This window comes from Synechocystis sp. FACHB-908, from assembly GCF_014698595.1.
Lineage (GTDB): Bacteria > Cyanobacteriota > Cyanobacteriia > Cyanobacteriales > Microcystaceae > Synechocystis.
This window is the reverse complement of sequence record NZ_JACJTH010000011.1, coordinates 1-21007: the sequence shown is the minus strand read 5'-3', so window position 1 is coordinate 21007 and position 21007 is coordinate 1. Positions and strand designations below refer to the sequence as shown.

Annotated in this window: 22 protein-coding genes and 1 pseudogene; 13 read left to right on the top strand and 10 right to left on the bottom strand. The window is 48.0% G+C overall.

Annotation, left to right across the window (positions count from 1 at the left end):
- The first annotated feature begins 102 nt into the window (after positions 1-102).
- From H6G46_RS03195 to H6G46_RS03180, 4 genes are all read left to right on the top strand, one after another.
- Entirely contained in the window at positions 103-1101 is a 999-nt protein-coding gene (locus H6G46_RS03195) for a DnaJ C-terminal domain-containing protein (protein WP_010873794.1), read from the top strand.
- A 28-nt stretch (positions 1102-1129) separates the two neighbouring features.
- The gene (locus H6G46_RS03190) at positions 1130-1792 is read left to right on the top strand and encodes a class I SAM-dependent methyltransferase (protein ID WP_010873795.1); all 663 of its coding nucleotides are present in this window, start codon (positions 1130-1132) and stop codon (positions 1790-1792) included.
- Positions 1793-1953: 161 nt separating this feature from the next.
- Complete coding sequence (locus tag H6G46_RS03185; protein ID WP_010873796.1) at positions 1954-3624, top strand: SulP family inorganic anion transporter; 1671 nt, start codon at positions 1954-1956, stop codon at positions 3622-3624.
- Between the two features lie 116 nt (positions 3625-3740).
- Complete coding sequence (locus H6G46_RS03180; RefSeq protein ID WP_223211294.1) at positions 3741-4358, top strand: potassium channel family protein; 618 nt, start codon at positions 3741-3743, stop codon at positions 4356-4358.
- Between the two features lie 99 nt (positions 4359-4457).
- Here the strand turns inward: H6G46_RS03180 and H6G46_RS18610 are convergent, their stop codons facing one another.
- Entirely contained in the window at positions 4458-4580 is a 123-nt protein-coding gene (locus H6G46_RS18610; protein ID WP_255347036.1) for a hypothetical protein, read from the bottom strand.
- Positions 4581-4604: 24 nt separating this feature from the next.
- Positions 4605-5633, bottom strand: coding sequence for an ABC transporter ATP-binding protein (locus tag H6G46_RS03175; RefSeq protein WP_010873798.1), 1029 nt, complete (start codon positions 5631-5633; stop codon positions 4605-4607).
- A 286-nt stretch (positions 5634-5919) separates the two neighbouring features.
- On the opposite strand from H6G46_RS03175, the gene hisB reads away from it, so the two are divergent.
- On the top strand, positions 5920-6552 hold the full coding sequence (gene hisB / locus H6G46_RS03170) for an imidazoleglycerol-phosphate dehydratase HisB (RefSeq protein WP_010873799.1): 633 nt from the start codon (positions 5920-5922) through the stop codon (positions 6550-6552).
- Between the two features lie 17 nt (positions 6553-6569).
- Here hisB and H6G46_RS03165 read toward each other — a convergent pair whose 3' ends face one another.
- The 5 genes from H6G46_RS03165 to H6G46_RS03145 all read right to left on the bottom strand — a co-directional run bounded on the left by H6G46_RS03165 (position 6570) and on the right by H6G46_RS03145 (position 10982).
- The gene (locus tag H6G46_RS03165; protein ID WP_010873800.1) at positions 6570-7181 is read right to left on the bottom strand and encodes a Uma2 family endonuclease; all 612 of its coding nucleotides are present in this window, start codon (positions 7179-7181) and stop codon (positions 6570-6572) included.
- Positions 7182-7297: 116 nt separating this feature from the next.
- On the bottom strand, positions 7298-8506 hold the full coding sequence (locus tag H6G46_RS03160; RefSeq protein WP_010873801.1) for a methyltransferase: 1209 nt from the start codon (positions 8504-8506) through the stop codon (positions 7298-7300).
- Positions 8507-8615: 109 nt separating this feature from the next.
- Positions 8616-8924 carry a circadian clock KaiB family protein gene (locus H6G46_RS03155; protein WP_010873802.1) on the bottom strand — a complete coding sequence of 103 codons (309 nt, stop codon included), beginning with the start codon at positions 8922-8924 and terminating at the stop codon, positions 8616-8618.
- Between the two features lie 173 nt (positions 8925-9097).
- On the bottom strand, positions 9098-10018 hold the full coding sequence (locus H6G46_RS03150) for a response regulator (protein WP_223211295.1): 921 nt from the start codon (positions 10016-10018) through the stop codon (positions 9098-9100).
- A gap of 226 nt (positions 10019-10244) precedes the next feature.
- On the bottom strand, positions 10245-10982 hold the full coding sequence (locus H6G46_RS03145) for a DevA family ABC transporter ATP-binding protein (RefSeq protein ID WP_010873804.1): 738 nt from the start codon (positions 10980-10982) through the stop codon (positions 10245-10247).
- Between the two features lie 130 nt (positions 10983-11112).
- On the opposite strand from H6G46_RS03145, the gene cobW reads away from it, so the two are divergent.
- From cobW to H6G46_RS03125, 4 genes are all read left to right on the top strand, one after another.
- Positions 11113-12171: a cobalamin biosynthesis protein CobW gene (gene cobW, locus H6G46_RS03140; RefSeq protein WP_010873805.1), complete on the top strand. Its 1059-nt coding sequence runs from the start codon at positions 11113-11115 to the stop codon at positions 12169-12171.
- 62 nt (positions 12172-12233) lie between these two features.
- Positions 12234-13247 carry a Ycf66 family protein gene (locus H6G46_RS03135; RefSeq protein WP_010873806.1) on the top strand — a complete coding sequence of 338 codons (1014 nt, stop codon included), beginning with the start codon at positions 12234-12236 and terminating at the stop codon, positions 13245-13247.
- 60 nt (positions 13248-13307) lie between these two features.
- The gene (locus H6G46_RS03130) at positions 13308-13829 is read left to right on the top strand and encodes a PD40 domain-containing protein (RefSeq protein ID WP_199303413.1); all 522 of its coding nucleotides are present in this window, start codon (positions 13308-13310) and stop codon (positions 13827-13829) included.
- Between the two features lie 121 nt (positions 13830-13950).
- Complete coding sequence (locus H6G46_RS03125) at positions 13951-14919, top strand: protochlorophyllide reductase (protein ID WP_010873808.1); 969 nt, start codon at positions 13951-13953, stop codon at positions 14917-14919.
- Between the two features lie 56 nt (positions 14920-14975).
- Here the strand turns inward: H6G46_RS03125 and H6G46_RS03120 are convergent, their stop codons facing one another.
- The 3 genes from H6G46_RS03120 to H6G46_RS03110 form a co-directional block, all read right to left on the bottom strand.
- On the bottom strand, positions 14976-16133 hold the full coding sequence (locus tag H6G46_RS03120; RefSeq protein ID WP_020862043.1) for a DUF2974 domain-containing protein: 1158 nt from the start codon (positions 16131-16133) through the stop codon (positions 14976-14978).
- Complete coding sequence (locus H6G46_RS03115) at positions 16120-16587, bottom strand: hypothetical protein (RefSeq protein ID WP_010873810.1); 468 nt, start codon at positions 16585-16587, stop codon at positions 16120-16122. The genes H6G46_RS03120 and H6G46_RS03115 overlap by 14 nt, the downstream gene beginning before the upstream one ends.
- Positions 16588-16658: 71 nt before the next feature.
- Positions 16659-17897, bottom strand: a complete 1239-nt coding sequence (locus H6G46_RS03110; RefSeq protein ID WP_010873811.1) for an LL-diaminopimelate aminotransferase — start codon at positions 17895-17897, stop codon at positions 16659-16661.
- A gap of 182 nt (positions 17898-18079) precedes the next feature.
- On the opposite strand from H6G46_RS03110, the gene H6G46_RS03105 reads away from it, so the two are divergent.
- From H6G46_RS03105 to H6G46_RS03090, 4 genes and pseudogenes are all read left to right on the top strand, one after another.
- Positions 18080-18697 (top strand): DedA family protein, encoded by a 618-nt coding sequence (locus H6G46_RS03105; RefSeq protein ID WP_010873812.1) that lies wholly within the window; start codon positions 18080-18082, stop codon positions 18695-18697.
- A 131-nt stretch (positions 18698-18828) separates the two neighbouring features.
- A complete protein-coding gene (locus H6G46_RS03100; protein ID WP_010873813.1) occupies positions 18829-20346 on the top strand; it encodes a mechanosensitive ion channel domain-containing protein in 1518 nt (505 codons plus the stop codon).
- Positions 20347-20568: 222 nt separating this feature from the next.
- Positions 20569-20718 (top strand): annotated as a pseudogene (locus H6G46_RS03095) (IS701 family transposase); the annotation flags it as partial.
- 64 nt (positions 20719-20782) lie between these two features.
- The coding region (locus H6G46_RS03090) for a transposase (protein WP_190759827.1) at positions 20783-21007 on the top strand (225 nt) is incomplete at its 3' end.

The following is a 21007-nucleotide window of genomic DNA, read 5'->3' as shown; positions in this document are numbered from 1 at the left end:
GGTAAGGCTGGGGCAGTTTGATCAACTCCATAGCCGGTTTGGATAAACTTTTCCTGGCTTTGCTCCAGGGCGGCAGTTTCAGGTCACAGGAGGGACACTTGTATGGCATCAACAGATTTCAAAGACTATTACCAAATTTTGGGAGTGACCAAAACCGCTTCAGAAGCTGAAATCAAAAAGCAGTTTCGTAAATTAGCACTGAAATATCATCCTGACAAAAATCCTGGGGATAAGGCGGCGGAGGAAAAATTTAAGGAAATTAGCGAAGCCTATGAGGTGCTTTCTGACCCCGAAAAACGCCAGAAATATGACCAATTTGGCCGCTATTGGCAACAGGCTGGCACGGCAGGACAACCCAGTGGCAGCTACGGCCCTGGAGTCGGCGTGGATTTTGGTGGCTTTGACTTTAGCCAGTACGGCAATTTTGACGAATTTATTAATGAACTGTTGGGACGCTTCAATACCCCCGGTGGCGGCGGTCAGAGAACTTCCTACAGCTATTCCACCGGCGGCCCTGGCTTTAATGACTTTGGTGGTTTTGGCAATGCCCAGGCCCCCGCAGGCGATCGGGAAGCAACCCTACAGTTAACTTTGGCGGAAGCTTTTCGGGGAGTGGAAAAACGTCTCAACTTAGGGGAAGAAATGGTCACTGTGCGGATTCCCGCCGGAGCGAAAAATGGCAGTCGAGTACGGGTGAGGGGCAAAGGTATGGCCAGTCCTTACGGTCAAAGGGGGGATTTGTATCTCAACTTGCAACTGACCCCCCATCCATTTTTCCAATTTGAAGGGGATAACCTGGTCTGTGAATTGGCGATCGCCCCGGACGAAGCGGTGTTGGGGGCCGATATTAGTGTACCGACCCCCGATGGCATGGTGCGAATGAAAGTCCCGGCAGGAGTCAAATCCGGCCAATCCCTGCGGTTAAAAGGGAAAGGTTGGCCGAACCCTAAACAGGGCCGTGGTGACCAGTTAGTACGCCTAATCATCACTGCTCCGAAAAATCCCAGCGCCATTGAACGGGAATGCTATGAAAAAATTCAGGCGCAACGGACAGAAAATCCCCGCCAAGCGGTGGAAAAATACGCCAATTTGTTGGCATAGGTTGCCATAGAATTTAACAGGAAAGACCATGGGTAAGGGCATCACCGGTTTTGATCCTAGTCTTTATTCCTATCTGCAAAGCATTAGTGCAGATGATTCGTTCTATCTAGCACAATTGCGGCGGGAAACGGCCCATTTACCCGGTGCCCCCATGCAAATTAGCCCAGAGCAAGCCCAATTTCTTGGTTTGTTAATCAGTTTAACCGGGGCAAAACAGGTACTGGAAATAGGTGTTTTTCGGGGTTATAGTGCCTTAGCCATGGCTTTGCAACTTCCTCCCGATGGTCAAATTATTGCCTGTGACCAAGACCCCAACGCTACCGCGATCGCCAAAAAGTATTGGCAAAAGGCTGGGGTGGCCGAAAAAATTAGTTTAAGGTTGGGGCCAGCACTGGCAACATTAGAGCAGTTGACCCAGGGCAAACCGTTGCCTGAATTTGACTTAATTTTTATTGATGCCGATAAACGGAACTATCCCCGCTATTACGAAATCGGCTTAAATTTACTGCGGCGGGGAGGATTGATGGTTATTGACAATGTGCTCTGGCATGGAAAAGTGACGGAAGTTGACCCCCAAGAAGCCCAAACCCAAGTTTTACAACAATTTAACCGTGACCTAGCCCAGGATGAACGGGTACGGATCAGTGTGATTCCCCTGGGGGACGGCATGACTTTGGCACTCAAAAAATAGCCATTATCCAATTCTCGATTAATCGAATTTAGTAATGGGGGACGTGGACGGGGGTAGAACTTAATTCCTGTCCGGAAATGCTGATGGTTGTGGGTTCCAGATTCATAACCCTGGTCTATGCTGACGATTAGCAATCTTGATGCAATTCCCCTTCCTTTTCCATGGCTACTACCCTGCTTTCCCCCACCCGTTTTGTCCATGGACTTCGTTTCGATAATCTGCGGGGGGATATTTTCGGTGGCATCACAGCGGCGATCGTAGCCCTACCTTTAGCCCTGGCTTTTGGGGTTGCCTCGGGAGCTGGGCCCATTGCGGGACTGTACGGAGCTATTTGTACGGGATTTTTCGCTGCTCTATTTGGGGGAACGCCAGCCCAAATTAGCGGCCCCACGGGGCCCATGACGGTGGTGATGGCTTCCACTTTTGCTAATTTAACCGCTAGTAATCCAGAAAATGGCTGGGCCATGGCTCTCACGGTGGTGATGTTTGGCGGGATTTTTCAAGTAGTTTTAGGCTTACTCGGTTTGGGTAAATACATCACCTTTATGCCCTACACCGTCATTTCCGGTTTTATGTCCGGCATTGGCGTGATCATTGTGATTTTGCAAATTGCACCCCTGTTGGGCCACCAAACAGCCCCTGGGGTAGTGCCTTCCCTGCAAGCAATTCCCACTTATCTCAACGATGTTAATTTTGCCGCCCTGGGTTTGGGCTTGATTGCCCTGGCGATCGTCTTTTTTTCTCCGCCCCGCCTTAACCGGATTTTGCCCGCTCCCCTGATCGCCCTGGTGCTGGGAACGATAATTTCAATGATTTTTTTCGGGAATGTATCTCTACCCCGCATTGGGGAAATTCCCTCTGGTTTGCCCAGCCTTCATTTGCCCTATCTCAGTTGGGGTAGTTTGCAACAAATGTTGCTTTACAGCATCATGTTGGCGGTGCTGGGTTCCCTAGACTCTTTGCTGACTTCCCTGGTGGCAGATAACATTAGTCGCAGTCATCACGATTCCGATCGCGAATTAGTAGGGCAGGGCATTGGCAATCTTGTTTCGGGCCTATGCGGTGGTTTGCCAGGGGCTGGGGCCACTATGCGGACGGTGATTAATATCAATTCCGGTGGCAAAACTCCGATCGCCGGGATGATCCATGCGTTGATTTTGTTAATGATTGTCCTTAAAGCGGGACAGTTGACAGAACCCATTCCCCACGCTGTTTTGGCCGGCATTCTCATCAAAGTGGGTATTGACATTGTCGATTGGAGTTTTCTCAAGCGGGCCCACCAACTTTCCACCAAAGGAGCGGGGTTAATGTACTTGGTGCTGGGATTGACCGTCTTTGTGGATTTGATTACGGCGGTGGCGGTGGGGGTCTTTGTGGCCAATCTGTTCACTGTGAAAAATTTGACCGATCTTCAACTCGAATCGATTAAAAGCGTAACCAGGGCCGATGGGGAGGACTGGCTACTAGAGGAAGAACAACAAATTTTGCGGGCAGCCAATGGTCGCATTTTTATGTTCCATCTCAGTGGGCCCATGAGTTTTGGGGCGGCGAAATCCATTGCCCGCAGGTTAGCCATTGTGGAAAATTACGATGTGCTCATCCTCGATTTGGCCACGGTACCCCGCTTGGGCGTCACTGCCCTACTGGCGATCGAAACCATGCTCAAAGATGCGTTGGCCAAACAAAGGGAAGTTTTTTTGGTGGGGGCCAAGGGGCAAGTCCAGGCTCGTTTGCAAAGGTTGCCGGTATTGGCCCAATTATCTCCCCACCATCGCTTGGAAAGCCGTTTATTAGCTTTACAAATGGCCGCCGTCTGCATCAATGTTGATTAGATGCTTGATGGCCACGGAGCCAGGGATTTATGTTTGGCAAATATCGACAGAAAAATCTTGATAACTGGCATTACCGCAATCTGTTTTGGTCAATTGTTTTATTACTATTTTTTACCATGTTTGTGAAAACGAGAATGGGGGGAACTATTACTTCCATCTTGTTCACGGTGACTATTTTGGTAATGGTAAAAAATATGGCCATCAGCTCTCTTTGGAAAACTTTTCTACGGGGACTAGTGGCGATCGCCTTGGGCTGTGATTTATTAACTTTGTTGATTAGTAATCCCACCATTTCCCAAAGACTCTTTACTTGGGCGGATATAGTCTATGCGGTGTTCTTCGGGGCGGCAGTGATTACCATTAGCCAACAATTGAATAAGGTCCAGAAAGTAGACCAAAATGCTTTATTAGGAGCTATCAGTGTCTATTTACTGATTGGAGTCTTTTGGTTTTTACTCTACCGGATATCCTATATTATTTCCCCCACTAATTTTAACGAATTACAAAGTGATGGGATTAATAATTTCATCTTGCTCTATTTTAGCTTTACGACCTTGACCACCCTGGGCTACGGTGACATAACTCCTACGGATTCCATTGCCATGGGATTGTCCAACATGGAAGCCATTGTCGGTCAAATGTACTCGGTTATTTTTGTTGCTCGCCTGGTTAGTCTTTACACGACTGACCTCAATTGCCACAGTCAGATCCGGGAAGAACAGGAATCTGATTAGAGCCCATGCGAGAAAATTCATCCCTTGGCACAATGGTAAAAGCGAAACCAAGCCCAAACAGTATTACTTAACTTATTTCATGGTTGTCTCCGCCACCGATCATTCCGACAGAACCACTTCCCAAACTGGCGATCGCCAAGGATCATCACCTTCCTCGTCGGATTCGGAACCCATTCTTTGTCCCCATTGTCGCCGCACCGCCAGTAATGGTATTAAATGCAAGGGAATTTGCGTTGCTGACAGCGATTACTGAGCATTTTCTGAATTTTTATTGCTTTCTTCTGGATTTTCGGGTTTTTCTTCGGGCAATTCCACGGCCATTTCTTCGTCCACCGCCTCGCTAGTAATCAGATTTAAAAACACATCTTCCAAAGTGGGGCGTAGCCGTTGCATTTCGTATAAATCCCAACCCTGGGTGACGATCGCCTGGGCTAATTGTTGCCCCAGTTCTTCCAGTTGATTACTCCGCACCAAAATTTGTTGGCGTTCCTGCTGTTGGGGGTGGGTTTTAGTTTGCACCTCTTCCACACCGGGCAAGGACTGTAAACAATGGGCGATCGCCATTCCTTCTGCCCCAGCTACTTCCAACTGATAACTGAGATTTCCTTTTAGCTCCGCCAGTAAATTGTCCGGGGTATTGGTGGCCACCACCCGCCCTTGATTGATGATGGTCACCCGGTCACAGGTCATGCTCACCTCCGGCAAAATATGGGTGGAAAGGATAATAGTATGGTCCTCTGCCAAACTTTTAATTAAATTACGCACCTCAATAATTTGCTTCGGGTCTAGACCCACGGTGGGTTCATCCAAAATAATCACCGCTGGATCATGGACAATGGCCTGGGCAATGCCCACCCGTTGCTTAAAACCCTTGGACAGCTTGCGAATTAGGACTTTGCGTTTTTCCGTTAACTGGCACCGTTCCATGGCCCAGATCACCCTTTGCCGGCGATCGCCTGGTTTAACGCCCTTAATGCTAGCCACAAAGTTTAAAAAGCTGGCCACAGTCATATCCCCATAGAGGGGAGGATTTTCCGGTAGGTAACCAATGCGCTTTCGTACCGCCAGGGATTGTTCATGGACATCAAACCCTGCCACCCGCACTGTCCCGGTAGTGGCCGGAATGTAACCAGCCAAAATCCGCATGGTGGTGGTTTTCCCCGCTCCATTGGGCCCCAAAAAACCGAGAATTTCGCCTTTTTGCACCGAAAAGTCCACATTCTGGATGGCAGTGGTGGAACCGTAAACTTTGCTGAGATGTTCAACCTCAATCATGGCAGGGGAAATTAGTGAGTAAACAACCTGGGCACATTATGCCCCTTTCTCGGCCGGCCGCTCAAACGGATGAGTCACTCAGAATAGCTTCTAGATTTGCTCATTTTTTCAATAATCTGTTAGCCAGATCTGATCAGCCCTGTAAACTGACCCAATCAAGCGACCGCAATACTGGAGTTTTGGGAAAACAGACTCTAACTTTTGGCAATCTTCTCTTTACCTTTAAAATGGATTAAGGCTGTTCTGAAAAAAGCCATTGCCACTCAATTTCACCAATCTTTTCCCCATGCCGGAGTCATCCACCCCTTCCCTGCTGATCCCCAACTTTCCCCCCCGGGCGGCGGCGGTACATCGAGTTACCAAAGAAACTGATGTGCGGGTGAGTTTGAATTTGATGGGCAGTGGTTTGTGCCATGTGGCTACGGGGGTGCCTTTTTTGGATCATATGTTGCACCAGATTGCCTCCCACGGCTTGATTGACCTGGAAGTGAACGCCACCGGAGATATTGAAATTGACGACCACCACACTAACGAGGATGTGGGCATTACCCTTGGTCAAGCCTTAGCTGAAGCCCTTGGCGATCGCCGGGGCATTAATCGTTTTGGTCATTTCATTGCTCCCTTGGATGAAGCTTTGGTGCAGGTGACCTTAGACTTTTCCGGGCGGCCCCACCTCAGCTATGGCCTACAAATTCCCACGGAACGGGTGGGTACCTACGACACCCAATTGGTTCGGGAATTTTTTGTGGCCGTGGTGAACCACAGTCAAATGACCCTCCACATCCGCCAGCTTGACGGCATTAATTCCCATCACATTATCGAAGCGACCTTTAAAGCCTTTGCTCGGGCCATGCGTATGGCGATCGAGGTTGACCCCCGTCGGGCTGATACCATTCCCAGTTCCAAAGGGGTTTTATAGATTAAAGTTGGCCAGTATTAACTGGAAAAAATTCTTTGCAGAGATAGGGTAAACCCTGGCAAAATAGTTTCTCCGGATAGGTTGCTGGGATTTTCTAATATTTCTACTGGCTGTCCAGAGCGGTAAATTTCCACCTTTTTATTTTGGGGGTCAATCAGCCAGCCCAACTGAGCGCCGTTTTCCATATATTCCTGCATCTTTTCCTGCAATTTTTTGAGGCTGTCGGTTTTAGAACGCAATTCCACTACAAAATCGGGACAAAGGGGCATAAATCCTTGTCGTTGTTCCTGGGTGAGGGATTCCCAGCGCGCCTTAGTAACCCAAGATGCATCCGGCGATCGATTGGCCCCATTGGGCAACTCAAACCCCGTGGAGGAATCAAACCCTTCCCCAAGGCGATCGTTAGCTTCACACCAGATACCGAGTTGAGTAGTCAAATGAAAATTACGATTACCCGATTCGCCACCAGTGGGGGGATTCACAATTAATATTCCTGTTGCTGTACGTTCAAGCCTTAAATCTCGATTTTCCGCCGCTAAAATGGCAAATTGGGCCGGCGTGACCTGTAGGGCCAGTTCTTCGGGAATATTCAACGGCAGTGATTTCGGATCATCAACGACCTGAACCATGGCAATTTCCTCTGTGCAACCAGGGGGACTTTTCAATTTTAGTCCTTAGCCCCCGTCTGCGAAGTTTCAGTTTATCTTCCCAATTTCAGGGCATCGAGAAGTCGTAAAAGCAGCCCCTATGAGTTGCCGAGGGTCAGTAGTTGCCGAGTTTGCAGGCTCCGCACCAATGCCAAGTCGATGGATCGATCGCCTAGGTCGGTTAGAACTTTTTCCACGTTTGCTTGAATTTCTGTCTGAGCTTCTACTGCCTGGAGAAACTTAAATTCCTCTTCGGTTAACTCTAAGGGCTGATAGTTATAGTCAAATAAACTGCGGCTCGGCCAACCAGTCAGGCAAGGATGAAGATTGGGCAGGGCTTTGAGTAAGGTTTGATCGTCCGTCCAATCACTAATTTGTATGGGGGGTTTAGCCAAGAAAAATTCGTAGTGGGTAATTTCGGGGTCTAATAATTCAATTAGACGATATCGTTCCTTTTCGCTTAAATCTTTAGCCCGTTCCATTAAATCCGGTGCTTTGCCTAACAGGCGATCTAGTTGCCAATAATCAGGGTTGGAAAAGCCCAAAAATTCCAGTCCAGCCGAGTCGATTAATTCAAATAACGTATCAATGTTATAGTCCGTTTCTTGGGGATGGACATACATATCCGCAAAGGATTCATCCCGATGATTTTCCAGGGACCAACGCTCTTTTTCCCTTTTCACTAAACGGTTATATTCCGGCAAACTCGCAAAAATTTCTCGACCCACCGCAACCCCATCCTGGTAATCGCCCCGTTTTTTCCCCTGTAGGATGGCGATCGCCTTTTGCATGAGTTGAATTTCCCAGCGGCCGATTTCAGCGTAAACAAAAATGTGGAATAAACCACCGGGGGCCAATTTTTCCGCTACGGCCTGAATTCCAGCCACTGGATCGGGCAAATGATGCAGTACACCGACGGAATTGATGTAATCAAATTGTCCGGGAAGATGGGCCAGATTTTCCAGGGATAAATGGTGGAAATGCACCCGATCACAAACCACACCGGACTTTTGCAACCTTGTTTGGGCAACGGCTAAAGCCCCTTCACTGATGTCCACGGCATGAACTTCCGCTTCCGGGTTGAGGTGGACTAAATATTCCGTGCCGACTCCAGTGCCACAACCCGCATCCAAAATGCGAACCTTTTGATTAGCCGGCCGCCGTCCTAAACAAAAATTATGGGCCGCAGTCCATTGCCAGCGCCAGTTGTAACCCGGAGGTGGTTCCTGTAGCAGGGGTTCGGGGGGGAAGGGATAGGTGTTGTAGAGGGCCTGAACTGCGCGGTGCTGGTCGGAGTTGGACAACATAATTGGGAAAAAACTGGAGCTTTGGCGATCGCCAGAGGAATGGGGGCAAAATTTTCGCCCTGGTTTTTAATAATCACCTAATATCGGCCCACCGCCTAGGGGATAGCGGTTAATCCTCCGGCAAACGAACCTGCAAACCTTCGGGCACAATATCTAATCCCAGCAAAACTTTTTCCGTATTGGACATATCGCCGATAATCCGCTGTAGGGGAGGGGGCAATTGTTTGATCAAGGTGGGGGTGACCATGATTTTTTCCTCTTCCGCCCGTTGAGGCTGTTCCAACACGTCAATGATTTCAACATTGTACTGATCCCCTAGATCTTCTTGGCAAATGCGGTAAATATTGGCGATCGCCTGCTGAGAACGCACCGAATTACCCGTGATATAAAGTCTTAACACAATCCTATTCATATCCATCGCTGATAACAAATAAAGCCAATGCTTAAATCTAGCTCAATTAATCTGGGGTCAGTAACCTGAATTAAAGGAAATTTAAATAAAACAATCAAATAATGGATTATTAATCTAGTTAAAACAAAGTGTAATAGGTTATAGTTAAACAACTAAACAATCAAGCAAAGATAATTAATTTAAGAACTATCTTTGGGGGGAAATCGTGGTGAAATACGCGAGGAAATATTTAAGTTATTCAAGCTGACATAGTATTTGCGATAGAAGCTTGCTAAATAGCCCATTAATTCTAATACTATCAATCTGCCCTCGGTGGCGTAGGCTTGGGATTTAATTACATTAATATTGTGATTCTTTTCCTTTAGGACGGTGGTGTGGATTTCGATAATATCCCTGGGGCTGGCTTTCATAAAACCTAGGCGATCGGCTAAATTTCTCAAGCGCTCAGAAAGATTATGGTCTACCCTAAAAGCGCGTTGATCCAATGCTAATTCTAACAACTCTCCATAGGTTTGTTTCAACTCCCCAAATAATTCTGGAAAGGAATCTTTGATGGTATCAGAACCAAACATCCGGGCAGTGACGCTGGTGGTGGAGCTAATTAAGGTTTCCAGGGCGCTGTATTCCTTCTGTTGGCTGGCTAAGTTTCGTTGATTTTCACTCTTGCGACGATAAATATTTCTTTCTAAAACCGATAGTAATTCATAATAAAGCAAATAACTGTCGAGATTTTTCAGTCGTAAATAGCCATCGGCCCCATGCTGGAACGCTTGAATAACTAAATGCTCATCTTCACTTTGGCTATAGACAATGATGGATTGGTCGGGGAAAATTGTGCGGGCTTTAATTAGGGTATCAATGCCTTGGAGTTCCGATAGAAATAGATCTAATAAAACCACGGCAAACTCTCGATCTTGGCAAATGTCCACCGCCTCAGCCAAATTTGACACCGTCGTAATTTGTACCGGTAGACGTTCCACCAAAGGGGATACAATCGACGGTCCGAAGCAATGGTCAACCATGGCTGCCGTTGCTGAATCATCTTCAATCAGTAGAATTTGGTAGGGCTCCTGGGTCATGTAATCACGGCTAAGTTCCAAGGTGAGGGGTTTATGGGTTAGTTAAGTTTAATGCTATGCCTTTGCCTCTCTGGGGTTTACCTGGTAATGTCCCTATGCCCGCAGTTTTGAGACAAATTAAAGCACAATTAAAACTTGGCAAATAAGCTTTGACTAATCCTAAATATTTCTATGATTTAATTTGGGATTTAGCCACACTTATTATATGGAGCTTTTAACTAAGTTTTTAATGTCGGTTAATTAATCTTCACTCCCCTGGGTCGGCACAAAGTTGCCCATCTTCGAGTTGAATAATCCTGTCTGCCACGTCCAAAATGCGGTTGTCATGGGTGACAATCAAAATAGTAGACCCCTGCTCTCGGGCTAATTTTCGCATCAACTCCACCACGTCATGGCCCGATTTACTGTCCAAGGCCGCCGTTGGTTCATCGGCCAAAATCATTTTGGGATGACTTACTAATGCCCTGGCGATCGCCACCCGTTGTTTTTGTCCACCGGAAAGATTGTGGGGATTGTAGTTAATGTGAGCTCCTAGTCCCACCGCCTCCAGCATGGCAATGGACAACTCTTTCGCCTGTTGAGCATTGTATTGGGGGTGTAGTTCGATGGCCATCTGTACATTTTGCCTAGCAGTGAGGGATTCGAGCAAATTGTGGGCTTGGAAAATATAGCCAATGTGACGGCGGACCTGAACCAAATCCTGTTTTTTTGCTCCATTTAACTCTTGACCAAACACCCGCAAACTACCGCTCTGGGCCGACCGTAACCCCCCCATCAGGGTCAACAATGTTGTTTTTCCCGAACCGGAAGGCCCCTTGAGGATCACCACCTCCCCTTCGTCCAATCGGAGATTGATATCAAATAAAATTTGTTTGCGGAGATTGCCAGTGCCGTAGAAATGACTGAGATTTTCCATGGCCACCACTGGTTCCGCTGGTGTCATGGTGACTAGGTCACTGGAGGGGGAGGAAAGAAGCATTGCCATGGGCAAATAGATAGTGGGAAAAAGAGCTTGTATCCATCATGACCTTTTGTCGAGGGGAAAACCACGGCTAAACTTAAAGATCCGCCCCTAGATAGCCACCATTTAATTTTTACAAATTTTTACGAAATCCATGCACAAAATCCCCGTTACCGTAGTCACTGGCTTCCTCGGCTCTGGCAAAACCACCTTGGTTAGGAACCTATTACAAAACAACCAAGGGCGACGCATTGCAGTGTTAGTCAACGAGTTTGGGGAAGTGGGCATTGATGGGGATATTCTCCGCAGTTGCGGGGTATGTGACGAGGACGGCAATCAAATCTTTCCGGCAAGCAATGAAGCCCCCAAGATTGTTGAATTGGCCAATGGCTGTCTCTGTTGCACTGTGCAGGAGGAATTTTTGCCCACCATGCAGGCTTTGTTGGAGCGGCGAGAGGAAATTGACTGCATTGTGGTGGAAACTTCCGGCTTAGCCCTGCCCAAACCTCTCATTCAAGCTTTTCGTTGGCCAGAAATTCGCACTGGGGCCACGGTGGATGGAGTAATTACTGTGGTAGATGGGGATGCCCTCGCCAGGGGGGCCATGGTAGGGGATTTGGAAGCTTTGGAAGCCCAACGGCAGGCCGATGATAGCCTCGACCACGAAACTCCCATTGAAGAATTGTTTGAAGACCAGTTGGCCTGTGCGGATATGGTGCTGTTGACCAAAACCGATTTGTTGGGGGATGGGGATCAACAACGGCTGGAAAATTGGTTAGGTGACCAGTTACCCACAGGAGTCAAAGTGGTGCCCTGTCACCAAGGGCAAATTAGTCCAGAAATTCTCCTCGGCTTTAATGCGGCGGTGGAAGACAACCTGGACAGTCGCCCCAGTCACCATGACCATGAAGAAGACCACGACCACGATGAGGATATTAATGCGGTGTATGTGGCCCTAGACCAGGAATTTGACCCGGCGCATTTGGTTCAAGGTTTAACTGATTTGGTGCAAGACCATGAGATTTATCGCATTAAGGGTTTTGTCGCCGTGCCCAAAAAAGCAATGCGCCTAGTACTCCAGGGAGTTGGGCAACGATTTGATTATTTTTATGATCGCCTCTGGACAGAAGAAGATAGCAGGCAAACCCGCTTGGTGGTCATTGGCCAGGGCTTGGAATCGGAAAAGATCAAAATGGCGATCGCCAACATTTAGACCCCTTCGGCCATCAACAGAATCGGCTACCATGGAGCAGAGAAACACAAGCTTTCAAGGTAATGGTAAATTTCGGGCTTAATTCAGCTAGCATCCTTGGTATTTTTCTTGCAGTGGCCGGGGCCGGGCTCTATTTCCTGCGCTCAGTGCGGCCGGAGGTGTCCCGGGATTACGACATCTTTTTCTCCGCTGTGGGCTTACTGTGTGGACTAATTTTGCTATTCCAAGGTTGGCGGCTCGACCCGATTTTACAATTTGGACAACTTCTATTAAGTGGTTCCACCGTGTTTTTTGCCGCTGAAACCATTCGTTTGCGGGGCATCACCACCGAACAGGCCCGGCGCAGTGCCCCCTACGCAGACGATCGCCGGGTGAGCAAAACCAGGGTCTATACGGAAGCGGAATTGGATCAGTTGGAACCGGAAGATGAACCCGTGGCCCGCAATAATCGCCGCCTGAGGGGTTATGACGATGATGCCCGCAGTGGCCGTCCCGATGGCTATGGAGAAGCGGAAGCCCGCCCCAGACCCCGTTCCCAAGGCCGTAACGCTCCCCCCACTAACCCCAACCCCAGACCAACCCGTTCCCGTCCCTCCGCTGGCCGCAGTGCCCCCCAAAGACCCGGCCCCGCCCCTGGTTACAACGATAACTACGGTTACGAAGACGATTATTCCGGTTGGGAGAGTGGTGCCAATGATGTGTGGGATGATCCCACCCCTAGCCGTCGGCCGCCTACCCGTCGTCCCCGTCCCGAAGCTGGTAATGATCCGGCCCCTTCCCGTCGTCCCCGTCCTAGTAATAATCCCCCCAATGATTCCTTTGGCGATCGCCCGGAGAGAAATGCCCCCCGCAATGCCCGTCCCTACGAAGATGAACCGCCCGCGGCCTATGTGGACTATCAACCCATTGACGAAGCCGATTTAACTCCCCGCCCCACCACTCCCGAGGACCCTGCCGATAGGAACCAGGAACAGAGTCGCAGTGGTAATCCCCGCAGTCAACGCCCTAGTCGCTCCCCCGTCGATGGCGAAGAGCCCCCCATCGGAGCTGATGACCAAGAACGGTTTGATTATTAGTTTTTCCCAGTGAACAGGGTGAGAATTTGGAGTAGTTTAGGGCGGACTCCATGGTTATGGTTGGCAATAATACTAGTCCCCCTAGCGCTCAGTGGTTGTAATAACGTCAGGCGATCGCCATTGGATCAGAGCTTAAATAGCCGCTTCAATGACGAACAGCCCAGCCTCAGTGGTGACGGTCGCTGGTTGGCCCTAGTTTCTAACCGCAACGGCACCAGGGAAATTCTGGTCTATGACCTGCGCAACAATCAATTGGTCAACCTACCGGGATTGAACCAAGCCAACACCATTGCCGAAAGTCCCAGTCTGAGCCGCACCGGCCGTTATTTGGTTTATCTGTCCAGCATTCAAGGGCGGCCTGACATCGCCTTATACGATCGCCTGACCAAAAAAACTGACCTGTTAACCCTCAACTATCGCCAGTGGGTACGCAATCCCAGGATTAGCCCCGATGGTCGCTATATCGTTTTTGAAACCGCTAAACGGGGACAATGGGACATTGAAATCCTTGATCGAGGTCCCCAAATTGAATTGGATATTGCCGAAGGTGCTCCCGTGGAAAGCCCCCCCACTGCACCATGATCAACCATTGGTAAAACTGAATTTTGCTTAAAGCTCCTTCACAAAAGCGGCTTCAACATTGTGCGATCCTAAAGAATGGCAAAGTTTAACCACTAACAATTAATTAAAAATTTATAAATCCATGGAACAACCGATGAAACCCACGGTGATCATCACCGGAGCCTCCTCCGGGGTGGGATTATACGGAGCTAAAGCTTTAATTGACAAAGGTTGGCACGTGATTATGGCCTGCCGCAATTTGGATAAAACCCAGAAAGTAGCCGATGAATTGGGTTTTCCCAAGGATTCCTACACCATCATCAAATTGGATTTGGGCTATCTGGACAGTGTGCGCCGCTTTGTCGCCCAGTTTCGGGAATTGGGTCGTCCCCTCAAAGCTCTGGTTTGTAATGCGGCGGTTTATTTTCCTTTGCTGGACGAACCCCTCTGGTCAGCGGATGACTATGAACTTTCTGTGGCGACCAACCACCTGGGGCACTTTTTGCTTTGCAATCTGTTGTTGGAAGATTTAAAAGCCTGTCCCGATGCAGATAAGCGTTTAATCATTTTGGGCACTGTTACGGCCAACAGCAAAGAACTAGGGGGTAAAATTCCCATCCCCGCCCCGCCGGATTTGGGCAACTTTGAAGGGTTTGAAGCGGGCTTTAAGAAACCCATTGCCATGATTAATAACAAAAAATTCAAATCGGGCAAAGCGTATAAAGATAGTAAGCTCTGCAATATGCTCACCACCAGGGAGTTGCACCGTCGCTTCCACCAAGAAACGGGCATCGTTTTTAATTCTCTCTATCCGGGCTGTGTAGCCGATACTCCCCTATTCCGCAATCACTATTCCTTGTTCCGCACCATTTTTCCCTGGTTCCAGAAAAACGTTACCAAAGGCTATGTCAGCCAAGAATTGGCAGGGGAACGGGTGGCCATGGTGGTGGCCGATGACAAATTTAAGGATTCTGGGGTGCATTGGAGCTGGGGCAACCGTCAACAAGCGGGCCGGGAAGCCTTTGTGCAGGAACTTTCGGAACAGGGAAGCGATGCCCAAAAAGCTCAGCGCATGTGGGATCTAAGCGAAAAGTTAGTGGGTCTGGTTTAGTTCACCGATAAATTCCCCCCAGCCTTGGGGGGGTCAGGGGGGCAGTTCAAAAACGATCAAACGGCGGCGATTGGATAATCTCTGGACTGATCCGTTTCCACTTCCCTATCCACTGCTCCCTGGTAGGTATCCACCACATGGTTGGGTAAGATGTCCCCTCCTTGGCTGAGGAAACTCCAACTTTGCCCGACATGGACATAGGTGCCTAACCCCGTAGTGGGGGGCAGGAGGGGAATCACGTCTGCGAGGTTAACAATACGGTAACTGTTGGGCACTTGGCGGGAATGGAGTTGGGCAAAGGTCACATCGCCGACCCTGGGGCAGGCATAGCTATAAAGTTGAATCTGGGACCGTAAGTTGGGGAGGTTAACCGCTAGATCCAACGCCGCCAGCACCGCCAGGGAAGCCCCCAAACTATGGCCAGTGACGTAACAGGGCACGGCCGGGTCTAACTGCTGGGCAATTTCCCTCGGAATGGGACTGACAATACGGAGATAATTTTCGATAAAGCCCTGGTGAATTTTGCCAAAATATTGCCCCGATCGCCGTTCGGTGAAGGGAATTTGTTGGGCCCGGAGATTATTGACCCATTCCATGGTGGTTTGGGTACCCCGAAAAACAATGAGATTGCGGCGGGGAGAACTGAGGATAAAACCCAGGTAAACGGGGATTTCCTGGGTTACTTTGACCACTTGACGAATGGTTTCCCCCAGGGAATCTTCCGCTTGGTCCCAGGTTTTATCTAAGGGGTCACCGGTATTATCCAGGGGAATTTGCACCGCAACGGATTCGGAAATGTGAGCTTCCCTACCGCGAAAAGAAGCAATTTGTTTATACTCATCCAGGTCGGAGCTATAGGCCGGTAACTGGCGAATATTGCCGTCGTAGCTAGGGATGGTTTTCCCAGTTAAGTATTGCTGGGTGGCGATTTTACTGCAACGGATCAGCAATTGGGAAATTTGGCGATCGTAGGGCAGGATAGGGGGAGTGAGCCTAACACTGTTAATAATTTCCTCGCCCCGGTAAATTTTTTCCGCATCCGCTTCAAAGGCGGCATTTAACATGCTGGTGCGGTCGGTGTTGGCCGCTTGGGCTTTGGCTAATGCCTGTAATTCCCTGATTTCCTGGCGATGGCGTTCCTCCCGGCCTATGGTGAATGCTCCCCCCAGGGCCACTCCCCCCAGCAATAGTCGGCGGCGGTTAAAGATGCCCATGGTTGATGCTCTCCTGGTCGGGCTGGACTGGTTGATGGAAACGATGCCCCAAAGCGCCATTGGCATAGTACTGGTTGGTGCTTTGGCCCAACATCCAAGTGAGGGTAAACAGCCCCGCAAAGCCTTTAAAACTGTCGAAATAGGGCACCCAAATCCCGATCGCCAGTAGGGTGACCCAAACCACAGCGGCGGTAATTACTGCGCCAATGGCCCCAAAAATGTTACCGGCGATCGCCAACAGGTCTTGGCCCCGGGGAAATTGCCAAATCTTACCAATGTCCCGGCACATCTTCACCAGCAGAAATAACACCAACAGCAAGCGCAGGGAATAGTAACCGGCGATCGGCAACAGAGTAATTAAACTGGTGCCCAAGGCGTAATCGAAAACTAAATCCCTGGCCTGCTTGGCCCGGTGCAGATTTTTTTGCCAAAGTTCGACGGTTGACTGCACCATGTTTTCAAACCTTTCAAACTGGAATGGCAATTGATAAAGGCGTAGAGCTAGAGCTACCTTTGGGAGGGATTCTAACCCAATTTGAGGGTGGAAGTGATTCGTTCCATCGCTTCCTCCACATTGGCCCGACTATTGAAAGCCGAAATGCGGAAATAGCCTTCCCCCGCCGCGCCAAAGCCAGAGCCTGGAGTGCCCACCACATTAACTGTGTGTAATAACTTATCGAAAAAGTCCCAACTGCTCAGGCCATGGGGGGTTTTGACCCACACATAGGGAGCGTTAATGCCACCATAAACCTGCAAACCAGCGGCGGCTAATTTCTCCCGAATAATGCGAGCATTTTCCAAATAAAAAGCAATCAGTTCCTGTACTTGGGCTTGGCCTTCGGGGGAATAGACGGCCTCTGCCCCTCGCTGGATAATGTAGGAAACGCCATTAAATTTGGTGGATTGGCGGCGGTTCCAGAGTTTCCATAGCTCCACGTCACTGCCGTCGGCGGCTTTAGCCGTTAAGGTTTTGGGCACAACGGTTAACGCACAACGGGTACCGGTGAAACCAGCATTTTTAGAAAAAGAGCGAAACTCAATGGCGCAATCCCTCGCTCCTTCAATTTCATAGATGGAATGGGGCAAAGTGGGGTCAGTGATAAATGCCTCGTAGGCCGCATCGAAAAAGATGATCGAGCCGTGGGCCAGGGCATAATCTACCCACTGTTTCAAATAGGCCTTAGTGGCAGTGGCTCCGGTGGGGTTGTTGGGAAAACAGAGATAGATTAAATCTACTTTTTTGCTTGGTATGGCCGCGACAAAGTCATTTTCGGCCGAAATGGGGAGATAGACTAAACCACCGTATTCCCCTTTTTCATTGGCATCGCCGGTATGGCCCGCCATCACATTGGTGTCCACATAAACGGGATAAACAGGGTCAGTGACAGCGATGGTGTTATCTTTGCCGAAAATATCGAGGATATTGCCGGTGTCACATTTAGAACCGTCGGAGATGAAAATTTCTTCGGCGTTAACCTCACAGCCCCTAGCTTGGAAATCGTGCTGGGCAATTTTTTCCCGCAACCAAGCGTAACCCTGTTCCGGGCCGTATCCTTTGAAGGTTTGGCGATCGCCCATGTCGTCGATGGCTTTGGCCATGGCCTGGCGACAAGCAAGGGGCAGGGGTTCCGTTACATCTCCAATACCAAGTTTGATCACCTGGGCGTTAGGATTGGCAGTGGTGAAAGCATTTACCCGCCGAGCAATTTCGGGAAACAGGTAACCGGCTTTCAGTTTGAGATAGTTGTCGTTGATACTGGCCATGGCTTGGTGATTAAAGGGCGATCGCCATTATAAAAGGTGAGTTACCCCTCGCCCCAGGGGAAATGGCAATGGGTTTATGCTCGCTCCAATCAATACTGCTCCCGTTGGTTTAATCATGGTGACGGCCATAGCTAGTCCAAATTTCTGCTAAAACCTATCCTTAACACCCCCATCGAACATTTATGTCCCAGTGGATCACAGAATGGATTCCCCAAGTAATGAATCAATTGGGCTATGGGGGAATTAGCCTTTTAATGTTTTTGGAAAACTTATTTCCTCCCATTCCGTCTGAGTTGATCATGCCCTTAGCTGGTTTTGCCGTTGCCCAGGGAAAATTGGAATTATTCCCGGCGATCGTTGCAGGTATTATCGGTACAATTCTGGGAGCTTATCCCTGGTACTACATCGGTAAATGGGTCAGCGAAGAAAGGCTAGAACAACTGGCTGACCGTTATGGTAAATGGATTGGCCTAGACGCCAAAGATATCCATAAATCGAACGTTTGGTTTGGTCGCTATGGCCATCAATCCGTCTTTTTTGGACGCCTAGTGCCTGGTATTCGTACCATTGTTTCCTTGCCCGCAGGCGTCAATGCCATGGGTTTGATTTCCTTTACTCTCTACAGTTTGGGGGGCATATCTCTCTGGGTAACTTTTTTAGCTAGCGCAGGTTACAAACTGGGTGATCATTACGAACTGGTGGAGCAATATTTGGGGCCAGTGTCAAAAATTGTCCTAGTTAGTATAGTCGCTATTCTTGTGCTGTTAATTGTTCGCAAACAGCTACGTCGAAGGGCTTAATTTTTAGGATCCAGCTTCAATCCTATTTCGATGGTGAATTTTTCAGTTACCCATCCCCCTATCCCCATGAACCTTAGACTAAAATCGGGTCTTGGCCACATTCAAACATCCCGATTCTGGGGAAACTTACTGTGATTGCACAAATTAATCCACCACCACAAGGACCAGGGCCCCAGGCGATCGCCAATGTGCTTGAACAATGGCATTTCCTGAACATTTGGCTGTTTGAAACACTGAATACTCCCATCTTCAAATTGGGCACTGAAAGCATCACTTTATGGTGGATTATTCAAGCCTGTTTTCTCCTTTTGCTGGTAGGAGTATTCGCCAAAGCTACTAAACAATTCCTAAAAAAGTTCCTACTGCTCAAACTTAGATTTAGTGAAGGTAACCGAGAAGTAATTGGTACATTAACTAGTTTGGGGGTGGCCGTATTAGGCTTTATCGTTGTATTGCAAGCCATGGGCTTGGAACTAGCTAGCTTTGCAGTAATTATGGGGGGACTAGGGATTGGCATTGGTTTTGGCTTGCAGGAATTAACTAGGAATTTAGTCAGTGGTTTGACAATTTTCGGCGAAAATAAACTTAAAGTTGGTGACTTAATTGAATTTAATAATCACATTGGTTACATCAAGGAAATTTCCATTCGCTCTACCATCATCCGTACCTTTAGAGGTAGTGACCTAGTGGTGCCCAACACGGATTTAACCAGCAATTTAGTTGTTAACTGGAATTATGAAAATTGTAGTGGCCGCCTGGAAGTACCAGTTAGTGTGGAATATGGCAGTGACCTAGTTTTGGTCACGGAAGTGCTATTGGAATCCGCCGCCATGGAAAAAAATATTGTCAGCGAGCCCGCACCAAAAGCAGTTTTCCTTGGATTTGGGGACAATTCTCTTAATTTTGAACTCTGGGTTTGGACTGAAAGAATTGACCAAAGATTTCTCATCTTTAGCTCCCTTAATCACATCATTCAATATAATTGTCGTCGTCGAGGAATTAATATGCCCTTTCCCCAAAGGGATATCTGGTTGAGAAATCCAGAAAGTATCTGTCTAGCAGTTAGTGATCAAGACAACAACGCTACAGTCCCCGGGAAAGAAGTAGGTGAATCCCCTACCCTCACTCAGCTACTGAAGAAAAACTTCTGCTTTCAAAAACTCAACGATCTTGAAATTAGAAATGTGATTGAAATGGGTAAACGATGGCATTTACAGCCAGGAGAAATTTTAATTAAACAAAACCAATACCACAGCTATTTTTGTATTGTGCTAACTGGGGCGATAGATGCAATTTATGAAAATGAAAAAATTAGCAACCGTATATTTACTTTCAAACAGGGAGAATTCTTTGGTGAGTTGCCATTAATGTTAGAAATTCCCTATCCCACTACTATGATAGCGGCCGAAGATTCCACTTTATTTTTGATTGGGAAAGATTGTTTTCATATATTGTTAGCAAACCATCCCCAACTATCAAATCTTGTCGCAGAAGAATTGGGTAAGCGCCAGGATGCTCTCCAGGGCTATGAACAAAAACTGAAAGAAATGGGACTACTCGAAGAGGCAGATCTAAAGAACCCGGTGGAATGGATTCGGCAAAGAATTAATAAGATTTTTGGTGTCAGTCAAGAATCTGCATATCGTTAAACCTATTTACGTTGTCGCCATACATTGACCTTAAATAAACCTCCAGCTTTCCTATTTTTATGAAAGATCAGAGGCTATCGCTCTTCTATCATTGTGGGTAGGATAAAATGGAGAAGATAGTCTGAAATGCAGAGGTGGTATATGGTTGCCCCACGTGAAGCAAAAGAAACAGTATAATTCATTGACAAATACTGCGAAGGATACAGAGACTTATTTCCAGAAGTGAGAAGCTTTGAATACTTTAAATACTTGCATCTAGGATTAATTGCGAATATAAAGAGAAAAACCTTCCCAGAAATAGCTAAGGTAGTAGGACTAGAAAATGGACAAGGATTTGACTATTTCTTCGGTAACAGCCCTTGGTCGTTAGAGCGTGTTTGAAAAGTAGGGTGAAGAATGGAAAATGGTGAAAAGAATAAAATTTTCACCATAATTAATGATAATCCGAGAATTTTACAGCACGGACATCACTGATAGCCAGTGGCAATTGGTAGAACCTCATTTACCCAAAGCAAAAACTGGGGGAAGAAAACGGAAAACTAGTCTGAGGGAGATACTCAATGCTATTTTTTACATGCTCAGAACGGGGTGTGCCTGGCGACTTCTGCCCCATGATTTTCCTAAATGGCGAACGGTCTATGGTTATTTCCAGCAATGGCAC

Excerpts from the sequence above, each read along its gene's own strand:
- H6G46_RS03195 (WP_010873794.1), top strand. The coding sequence starts at position 103 with ATGGCATCAACAGATTTCAAAGACTATTACCAAATTTTGGGAGTGACC.
- H6G46_RS03190 (WP_010873795.1), top strand. The coding sequence starts at position 1,130 with ATGGGTAAGGGCATCACCGGTTTTGATCCTAGTCTTTATTCCTATCTG.
- H6G46_RS03185 (WP_010873796.1), top strand. The coding sequence starts at position 1,954 with ATGGCTACTACCCTGCTTTCCCCCACCCGTTTTGTCCATGGACTTCGT.
- H6G46_RS03180 (WP_223211294.1), top strand. The coding sequence starts at position 3,741 with ATGTTTGTGAAAACGAGAATGGGGGGAACTATTACTTCCATCTTGTTC.
- H6G46_RS03175 (WP_010873798.1), bottom strand. The coding sequence starts at position 5,633 with ATGATTGAGGTTGAACATCTCAGCAAAGTTTACGGTTCCACCACTGCC.
- hisB (WP_010873799.1), top strand. The coding sequence starts at position 5,920 with ATGCCGGAGTCATCCACCCCTTCCCTGCTGATCCCCAACTTTCCCCCC.
- H6G46_RS03165 (WP_010873800.1), bottom strand. The coding sequence starts at position 7,181 with ATGGTTCAGGTCGTTGATGATCCGAAATCACTGCCGTTGAATATTCCC.
- H6G46_RS03160 (WP_010873801.1), bottom strand. The coding sequence starts at position 8,506 with ATGTTGTCCAACTCCGACCAGCACCGCGCAGTTCAGGCCCTCTACAAC.
- H6G46_RS03155 (WP_010873802.1), bottom strand. The coding sequence starts at position 8,924 with ATGGATATGAATAGGATTGTGTTAAGACTTTATATCACGGGTAATTCG.
- H6G46_RS03145 (WP_010873804.1), bottom strand. The coding sequence starts at position 10,982 with ATGGCAATGCTTCTTTCCTCCCCCTCCAGTGACCTAGTCACCATGACA.
- cobW (WP_010873805.1), top strand. The coding sequence starts at position 11,113 with ATGCACAAAATCCCCGTTACCGTAGTCACTGGCTTCCTCGGCTCTGGC.
- H6G46_RS03135 (WP_010873806.1), top strand. The coding sequence starts at position 12,234 with ATGGTAAATTTCGGGCTTAATTCAGCTAGCATCCTTGGTATTTTTCTT.
- H6G46_RS03125 (WP_010873808.1), top strand. The coding sequence starts at position 13,951 with ATGGAACAACCGATGAAACCCACGGTGATCATCACCGGAGCCTCCTCC.
- H6G46_RS03120 (WP_020862043.1), bottom strand. The coding sequence starts at position 16,133 with ATGGGCATCTTTAACCGCCGCCGACTATTGCTGGGGGGAGTGGCCCTG.
- H6G46_RS03115 (WP_010873810.1), bottom strand. The coding sequence starts at position 16,587 with ATGGTGCAGTCAACCGTCGAACTTTGGCAAAAAAATCTGCACCGGGCC.
- H6G46_RS03110 (WP_010873811.1), bottom strand. The coding sequence starts at position 17,897 with ATGGCCAGTATCAACGACAACTATCTCAAACTGAAAGCCGGTTACCTG.
- H6G46_RS03105 (WP_010873812.1), top strand. The coding sequence starts at position 18,080 with ATGTCCCAGTGGATCACAGAATGGATTCCCCAAGTAATGAATCAATTG.